The organism is Psychrobacter sp. UBA5136 (assembly GCF_002414005.1).
In the GTDB taxonomy this organism is placed as follows: Bacteria; Pseudomonadota; Gammaproteobacteria; order Pseudomonadales; family Moraxellaceae; genus Psychrobacter.
In genome coordinates this window covers 39,075-47,308 of the sequence record NZ_DHYG01000033.1, presented here as the reverse complement: position 1 = coordinate 47,308, position 8,234 = coordinate 39,075, and the positions used below count along the sequence as shown (strand labels likewise).

General features: G+C 45.5%; 6 protein-coding genes. 2 read left to right on the top strand and 4 right to left on the bottom strand.

Annotation, left to right across the window (positions count from 1 at the left end; genetic code table 11):
- Positions 1 to 15: 15 nt before the first annotated feature.
- The 4 genes from B4240_RS04675 to B4240_RS04660 all read right to left on the bottom strand — a co-directional run bounded on the left by B4240_RS04675 (position 16) and on the right by B4240_RS04660 (position 4,093).
- On the bottom strand, positions 16 to 834 hold the full coding sequence (locus B4240_RS04675) for an ABC transporter ATP-binding protein (protein ID WP_296237077.1): 819 nt from the start codon (positions 832 to 834) through the stop codon (positions 16 to 18).
- A gap of 24 nt (positions 835 to 858) precedes the next feature.
- Positions 859 to 1,845: a FecCD family ABC transporter permease gene (locus B4240_RS04670; RefSeq protein WP_296237076.1), complete on the bottom strand. Its 987-nt coding sequence runs from the start codon at positions 1,843 to 1,845 to the stop codon at positions 859 to 861.
- Between the two features lie 58 nt (positions 1,846 to 1,903).
- Positions 1,904 to 2,686 carry a heme/hemin ABC transporter substrate-binding protein gene (locus B4240_RS04665; protein WP_296237075.1) on the bottom strand — a complete coding sequence of 261 codons (783 nt, stop codon included), beginning with the start codon at positions 2,684 to 2,686 and terminating at the stop codon, positions 1,904 to 1,906.
- 273 nt (positions 2,687 to 2,959) lie between these two features.
- The gene (locus tag B4240_RS04660) at positions 2,960 to 4,093 is read right to left on the bottom strand and encodes a ChuX/HutX family heme-like substrate-binding protein (RefSeq protein WP_296237074.1); all 1,134 of its coding nucleotides are present in this window, start codon (positions 4,091 to 4,093) and stop codon (positions 2,960 to 2,962) included.
- 347 nt (positions 4,094 to 4,440) lie between these two features.
- Between B4240_RS04660 and B4240_RS04655 the strand changes: the two genes are divergently transcribed.
- Positions 4,441 to 6,618: a TonB-dependent receptor plug domain-containing protein gene (locus tag B4240_RS04655; protein WP_296237073.1), complete on the top strand. Its 2,178-nt coding sequence runs from the start codon at positions 4,441 to 4,443 to the stop codon at positions 6,616 to 6,618.
- 103 nt (positions 6,619 to 6,721) lie between these two features.
- A complete protein-coding gene (locus B4240_RS04650) occupies positions 6,722 to 7,996 on the top strand; it encodes an HmuY family protein (RefSeq protein ID WP_296237072.1) in 1,275 nt (424 codons plus the stop codon).
- Positions 7,997 to 8,234 lie beyond the last annotated feature (238 nt).

The following is an 8,234-nucleotide window of genomic DNA, read 5'->3' as shown; positions in this document are numbered from 1 at the left end:
TTTAGGATATTTTGACTATACAGTTTGATGCGATTTGATATCAACATCATAAATATCGCTTAACTGCTCACTAGTCATCACACTATCAGGTGTTCCTTGAGCAATGATTTGTCCACCGTTTAATAGCACCACCTCATCGGTATAGCGATGCGCTTGGGTCAAATCATGCAAGACAACAAGGATACTTTTTTGTTGCTGACGTACCAAATGATGCAAATATTGAAGCAAAAAACGCTGATGACGGATATCTAAATGATTGGTCGGCTCATCGAACATCATAATTTTAGTATCTTGCATCAGTGCCCGTACAATAGCCAAGCGCTGTTTTTCACCGCCTGATAAGGTTTGCACGCGGGCATTAGCCAAACTTGATAATTCAAATTCCTGTAATAAATTTTGCGCGCGCTCAACATGATTGTTATGTGGTCGCTGATACCATGCTAGGTTTGGCGAAACGCCTAATAGTGCATAGTCGAGCACCTTTAACGGCAACTCAAAGCGCTCATGTTGTCCAACCCAAGCAATATGGCCTTTATTCATAACCTCATTGACCGCTTGACCTTGGATAGTGATATGCCCGCCAGCTTTAAGACCAGTACCCGTATGCTGACCCAACACCGTATGCAGCAATGTACTTTTTCCCGCCCCATTTGGCCCAATAAAAGCAACCAGTTTTTGACTGGTTACTGTTAAATGATCTACCTTTAACAATACCTTGTTACCATGCGAGATATGTATGTCTTGCATGCATAGCAATTCAGCGTCCTTACTATAAACATCAGTATGAACGTTAATATTTGGGCTAGATGTAGAGGTAAAAAACGTATCAAACATAACTATTACTCTATTGAAATGGGCTTAACGGCGGCTACTACGCACAAACAACCAAATAAAGAATGGACCGCCAAGTAGCGCCAAAACGATGCCAACTGGCACATCCACAGGATAAGCAATATGCCGCGCCGTACCATCGATGACAAGTAGTAAGATCGCCCCAAGCCAGCCAGACCAAATCATCAGCCGCATACGGCCGCCACCAAACAAAATAGCCAGTAGGTTTGGCACCATCATGCCAATAAAGCCAATGACGCCTGCTAAAGACACTGCTGCCCCTGTCAGTAATGCCGAGGCAATCACGACCAGACAACGAACCACGCCCACCTTGATACCCAAGGATTTAGCAGCGGCTTCACCCAGCATAAGACCATCCAATTGGCGACCTAACGGTAGTAAAATAGCCAACCCTAATACCATACTGCCAATTGAGTAACGCAGCGGCACAAAACCTGCTTCCGTCATACTGCCTGACAGCCAATTGGTCGCCGAGCGCAGCACCATATCATCAGACATAAACAAAATCAGGCTGACCACAGCGGCACAAAAAGCGCTGATAACAAACCCTAATATCAGTAAGCCCATCTGCCCGCCACCCAAAAAGCGATGGCAAGCAAGAATAAACAAACACACCAAGACGCTACCAATAAAGGCAGCAAGCGGTATGCTAACGCCACCAAAGCCTAGCGCCAGCACCAATACAACTCCAAGCGCGGCGCCGCCTGAGGTACCGATTAAACTTGGATCAGCCAAAGGGTTTTCAAATAAAGCCTGGAGTGCGGCGCCACTAACTGACAACGCCATCCCCACTAATAATGCCGTCACCACCCGCGGATAACGTAGCTGCCAGATGGTGTCATCCAGATGGTTAGGACTTGACCAGTCGCCAAAGCCAATACCAAGACCCAACCAAATGAGCAGCCCAGATACGACAGCGGCGAGCATGTAATACAGTCTGGTCTTATATTTAACACTTTGAGTAGGGATAGAAGCAGAAATCGTGTGAGCCATTTGAAATATCGTTTTATTGGTATAAGTTATTATTTGTTGGGCTGCTTATTTGCTTAGGCTATTTTGCTAATGAATGCAGTCTTTTTAAAATTTGCGGTGAGTTTAAGCCATACCGTAAGAAGTCATCAGCTGGCCAAAAGTATACGCCACCATTTTTACCAGCAGCACTAGCCGCAATCTCTGGGCGCTTACTAAATTTACTAACGCCGCCGACGACCGCCTGATTATGATCGGCGATGATAATGACGTCAGGTTTGGCCGCAAGCCAACCTTCACGTGACATGGGTTTTAGCCCTGTGACGTTTGCAGCATTTATGCCGCCAGCTCGGCGAATCAGCTCATCCCCTACCGTCCCTTTTCCTGCCACGATACGGCCATCGTAACTCAGCAAATACCGCTTGCCAGTTTTTGCTAATGGACTCATTCCGGCATTCCAACGCTTCGCAAGCTGCGCCCCTTGGGATTTTTTACCCACGTAGCTGCCAATGGTTTTGATACTACTGGTAAAGGTGGCTACTTCCTCTTTAGGCGCCACATTAACGGCTTTAATCTTTAAACCATTTAGCCGCTGATAAATACTCGCCGGCTGTACCATATAACTCCCAAGCGCCAAATCTGGTTTGACGGCCAAAACCGACTCGGCGGTGATATTGCGGTGCATGCCCACGGCTGGCACGTTTTTTAACGCTGGGTTGTTATTGGTCGCATCTTTACCAACCAATTTATCGCTCGCGCCTAGTGCCACCACGATATCTGCAACATCTGGGCTCATCGCGACAATGCGCTCATAAGCTTGAGCGGAAAGCGATGGCACGGCAACTGTTCCAATCATGATGGCCATGTTAAATGCTGCTCTGCTAAAAGATGAGCTTGTTGTTAAAGAACTTTTTGCTATTATTTTTTTTGTATATTGTGCTAATTGAAAAGACATACGCATTCCTAATTTGCTAACGTAAAAACGACCCGATTGATAGGACAATTGGCGTTTATGAATTATCCAAAAGCGCTCACACAACCGCGATGCTTTATCCGTTATGTGAGTGGCAGTTGTATGAGTATCAGTTATATAACTGGCAGCATCGCAAAATTTAATGACTGATTTTTTATGACTGGTTTACGCGCCCTCTGCTTCAACCATTATCACGGGCACTAACGCTTCTGTGTGTGAGTGTTTTTCGACAATCTGAGCGACGATTTGCTGCCACTCTACAAGCTCAGGCGTGCCTTCAATGCGCTGACCAAATACGCTAAATACACTAGATCCTTTATTATCAAAACCTTCAATACAAGTCACGATGCCATCTTTGGTTGGACGCTTAACGCACCATACTTGCGCCAATGCCTTGTCCTTTAAGTGCAAAGTGAAGTCATTATGGTCTTTATCTAACACATTAAACCAATCGCCCACACGCTTGAGCGTCTGTACGGTGCCCGTTTGAATTTGTACCAAACCACTATTGCCAACAAACGTCATAATTGGACATTTGGCATCGCGGGCCTTTTCATACACCGCTTCGATAGCGCTCATATTCAGTCGATGCGTCATTTTTTCAGGTGCCTGCTGGTAGCTGCTAGCACGATCGATATCAAGATTTTTTAGTAATGAATGAAACTGGTGCACATCCGTCATCTCTTGCCAGCCTTTTTGTAGCTGCGTACGCTCCGCCTCGCTCAGCGCCTTATAGCGCCACTCATTAAGCGGCTCTTGCGCTTTTAATGTCACCTCAGCTGCACCAACCGTTTGCAACTGCGCCCCAATCATCGCTTGCCAACGGCTAATATTCTCATCACTTAATTCTCGTAGATATACTTTATCAATCGCGCCGCCCTCTGCGTTATAAAACTGAATACTATAAGAAGGCTTGTCGACACGGCTGGTATCGGTTACTGCCAGCATGTGCTGCCATTGCCACATAAAAAATCGCAGATCTAAACCACCGACATTGAGCGCCAAACCCATCTTTTCACCAAGCTTAAGATTGTGATATGGCGCGGTTTTTTCATGTACGGCCAGCTCATTTCTGACGATGCTTTCAACCTCGCCAAAGTTTTCAAATTGCTTTAACACCGCTTTGCACTGCTCACCAATGTACTGACTGTAAGGTGATGCGAGCATTAGCTCAAACTCACTCACTCCTAGCGCCGCTGCCCCTTCTGTCGGAAACAGCATCGACGTTCTTGCTTTGAGCGTTTGGTACTGTTGCCACAGCTCAGTATTTTTTTTGGTTAACGATAATGGTTGACGCATAATTCTCTCCATAAAATAGTTGGTAATAAAAAACCAATCAGCTTAGCTTTATCAGTTAAAGAAACAAATGCATAAAAAATAGCAGCGATATTGAACGGAAAATATTATGGCAACATTTTTTCGGTTTGTAAATAAAAACAATTATCATTTACATGTTGATAATTATTATCGTTTGAAATATGATGTCTTGGCTTTGTTACTGCCGATAATGAATTGCGTAACAAATCCTTGAAGAATTACACCCAAGAAAGTCTCTTTATAAGCATTTTTGCCTGTAAAGCATTTTGATAGAAAAAAGTATTCAGCAACTCTATTTTCCTTCTTTATTTACGATGGTTGTTTTATTTATGTCGATTTTAGCGCCTCAACTTCCTTTAACTTATCCAAGATTGCCCACTGCTCCATCACAGCTGCGCCGTAGCCCTTTAGCTATTAGCATCGCGTTAGCATTGTTTGCATTAGCGCCAGTTCCAGCGCAGGCCGCTCCACTTCTCGCAGAAAATAATGTTGCCACCACTGACGACGCCATGCCAAGCATACGTTTAGACCCCATCGTCGTAACTGCCACCCGCTCTGAGCGCGCCTTAAGCGATGCGCCAGTTGCAATGCAAGTGCTTAGCCGCCAACAGCTCGATGACAACCAAGCTCATACGTTAAAAGAAGCGCTAGCCCTCCTGCCCAATGTTTACTTACGCGAAGTCCATGGCAAGACAGGCTACGAGGTCAGCATGCAAGGCTTTAGCGGTGATCAGGTATTGGTATTGGTTGATGGCTTACCGATTACCGCCAGCACTGGCTCGACGGTAAATTTAAATCAATACATGAATATGGATATCGAACAAATAGAAGTGGTACAGGGAGCGGCGTCAGCGCAGTTTGGTAGCGCGGCAATGGGCGGCGTTATTAATATCATCACCAAACCTATTGGCGCGGCGACGGGGCATGTCATCACCGAGGTTGCCAGTAACGGTCAGCAAAATCCGTCTGGTAAAAAGTTAGATGCCAATAAGCGTTATGTAGAAGCCAGTATTGAGGGCGCATTGGATAAAGACCAGCGTTTTCATGCTCGCCTATCAGGCTCGTATCTTGATAATGATGGCTTAAGCTTAGACCATAAAGCATGGCCCAGACTAAAAGATGCCAGCGAGCAATCACAAGTCAGCGCCCGCCTGAGCTTCCGCCCTGACGGTAAAGGCATATCAGACGATAACAATGACAGCGACGATAGCCGATTAATCAAAAATTCTCAGTATTGGTTGGAGGCCAGCCACTATATAGAGGATGATATTAGCCGTTTTAATTATTATGTGGCGCCGCGCTATTTGGCCCAGCAACGAGATGAGCAGATTACTAAGCAGCGCTTTAGTGTTGGGGCGCGTGCTGATATCACGCCGCATAAAGATGATGCTAGCAAGACTTATCGATTGTCGGCGCAAGCGCTCCATGAAGCGTATCAAAGCAAATCCAATACCAAAACGCAGCAAACCCTCACCAGTGCCCGTGATACAGACATTAGTACCACGCTGGCACAAGCACAGCTCGATTTCCCGGAGTTGGCTTTATCCGATAAACATATTCACTTTATCCAAGTCGGCGGTCAGGTTCAGCAAGACAAGCTCAGCCAAACAAAAAATCAAGTCAGCGAGCTTATCAGCGATGAGGTCAGCCGCGATGTCGGCGAGCTTTACCTACAAGACGATTGGCTGATTGGGGGTAATTGGGAGGTGCTAAGCGGTATTCGCTATCAAAACGATGAGGACTTCGGCGACCATATTGCACCAAAGGTATCACTCAAATACAACCATTTAGATGCGAGCGGCCGTGACCATATCTTTCGCGGTAGTATCGGCGGCGGTTATCGCGTGCCCAATCTAAAAGAGCGCTACTACGTCTTTGACCACAGCAATTTGGGCTACAAAGTCATGGGCAATCCGAACTTACAACCCGAAACCTCAACCAGTTATCAAATCGGCTATCAAGGTCAGCTAAGCGATAGTATCAATTTGACGGTCAATGGTTTTTATAACGAGGTTGACGACCTAATCCAAACCGACGAGGACAACGCGACCTTTGATGGCAACATTGCCATTTATCAATATATGAACGTCGATAGCGCCAAAACCTATGGCGGCGATATTGCTATTGACTGGCAAGTGGACGAGCGCGCCAAACTGCAAGCCAGCTATGCTTATTTAAAGACCCACAATAATGTGACCGATACTGAGCTGACTTATAAGCCCAATCATAAAGCGATGCTGGCACTTGATTACCGGATTAGTGACAAATTACAGCTGATTCCGCGCCTCAATTATGAATCTAAGCAGCTCATTAGTACCAGTGAGCAAGCGTATTCACCTGCTTGGTGGACGCTTGATAGCAAGCTTAATTATGACGCCACCGCAAACTTAAGCGTGTACGCGGCGATTAATAATATCTTCGATGTGCAGCGAGATGTCAGCGATGCCAGTGACTATCGCCCAATTGACAATCGCGAATGGTTACTGGGCGCCAGCTATCACTGGTAGTTCTTTATTAACAACAATTCTAAATTTACCGTATCCGTACCACTATTTTTCCGCCGCTGTTTTTTACATTTTATATAAAACCACCATTATTAAGGAGCATGTCATGACTCAAATCATTCCCTTATTTAAGACCAAACCGAAAACACTGCTGATGCTAATAACCACCAGCATTTTAACACTCAGCATGACCGGCTGCGGTGGCGGCAGTGATGGCTCGAGTAATGACAATACTGGAAATGGCGGCAATAGTGGCAACAAGCCGCCTGTAAGCACAGCTAGCTTTAGCGAAACGGCCACTTGGCAGGTCACCAACTTGGCGCTGGGCTCAGCGACGTGTTATGACTTTGATGCCAGAGCAGAAAGTTCGTGTGAGGAAGGCAAATGGGATATTAAGTTTGAAAATGCAGCGCGGGCACCTAAACTGTGGTCAAATAGCGGCGATTCTGGCACAGGTAAAGGCGGGGTATTTGGTTTGATTGATTGGTCAGATTTAAGTCGTTATAAAAACGCCACTCAAGATCCTGATACAGGTCGCGACATTACCATGCATTATAACGAAGATCGCAGTGGCGGGATTTTCGATGTCAAGCCTTGGTTTGAGTACAATTTAAAAGGCAAGCATCAGCTTTACCCTAATAACCGCGTCTATCTTATCACCACGGATAATAGCAGCGCTATGACAGACAGTAGCGTCCAGCAGCCTATTTATACGATGCAGATTATCAACTATTATAACGAGGCTGGTGCCTCTGGTTATCCGACGATTCGCTGGATTGATACCGCGCTACCAAGCAAGGTACAGACAAAAACCATTAATGCTGCAAACAATGATAACTGGGTGTATTTCGATCTAAAAACAGGCCAAAGTAGCAGTGACAGAAACAGCGCTTGGCAGATTGGCTTTAAGCGCAATGATGTGATTTTAAATGGTGGCGATTCTGCTATTGGCGCCAATAAAGACAAAGTCGGTGGTTACCTTGCTGCCACGCCAGCCGGATATTATGACGCACAAGGCGAGCCTGTGACGAGTCAGTTTATCACCGATGGTAGTGCGGTTACCTTATCCAACCTCACCAGCACTGCAAACTATGACAAACCACTAAGCGCCAGAAGCTGGGTGGTTGACAGTAAAGGCTCGGATCTCAATCCTGCTTATACGGGCAATTTTCCAACTCTAGACTTTGGCTGGTATACCTATAATGGTATGACCCATCAGCTAAATGCCAAACCTGTTGCTACTGCTCAAGGCGCGCTCATCAGATCCGCTGAGGGTAATAGCTATGCTCGCGTGCGCTTGAATAAAATCAATTATCCTAATGCAACAGCCACGACTCCAACTTCATGGGAGTTTAAAATTGATATTCAGCCTGCCTCTTAATGTACAAGAATGTCTATTACTTAATATGACAAATCTCAGATGAAAACACATTGCATTAGGTCATTATTGACAATAATCTAAAATAATATCTTCGTTTAGCTACCTATTTATTGTGCTAAGCCATGGCTTTTTCGTCAGTTAGATTAATAAATTCATAAGAACCAATATAGGCGATGACCTTAAAAAATAAGGCTCGCTAACAGCGATTGACATCGTTTTTGCAAAACGTACCGCCCGT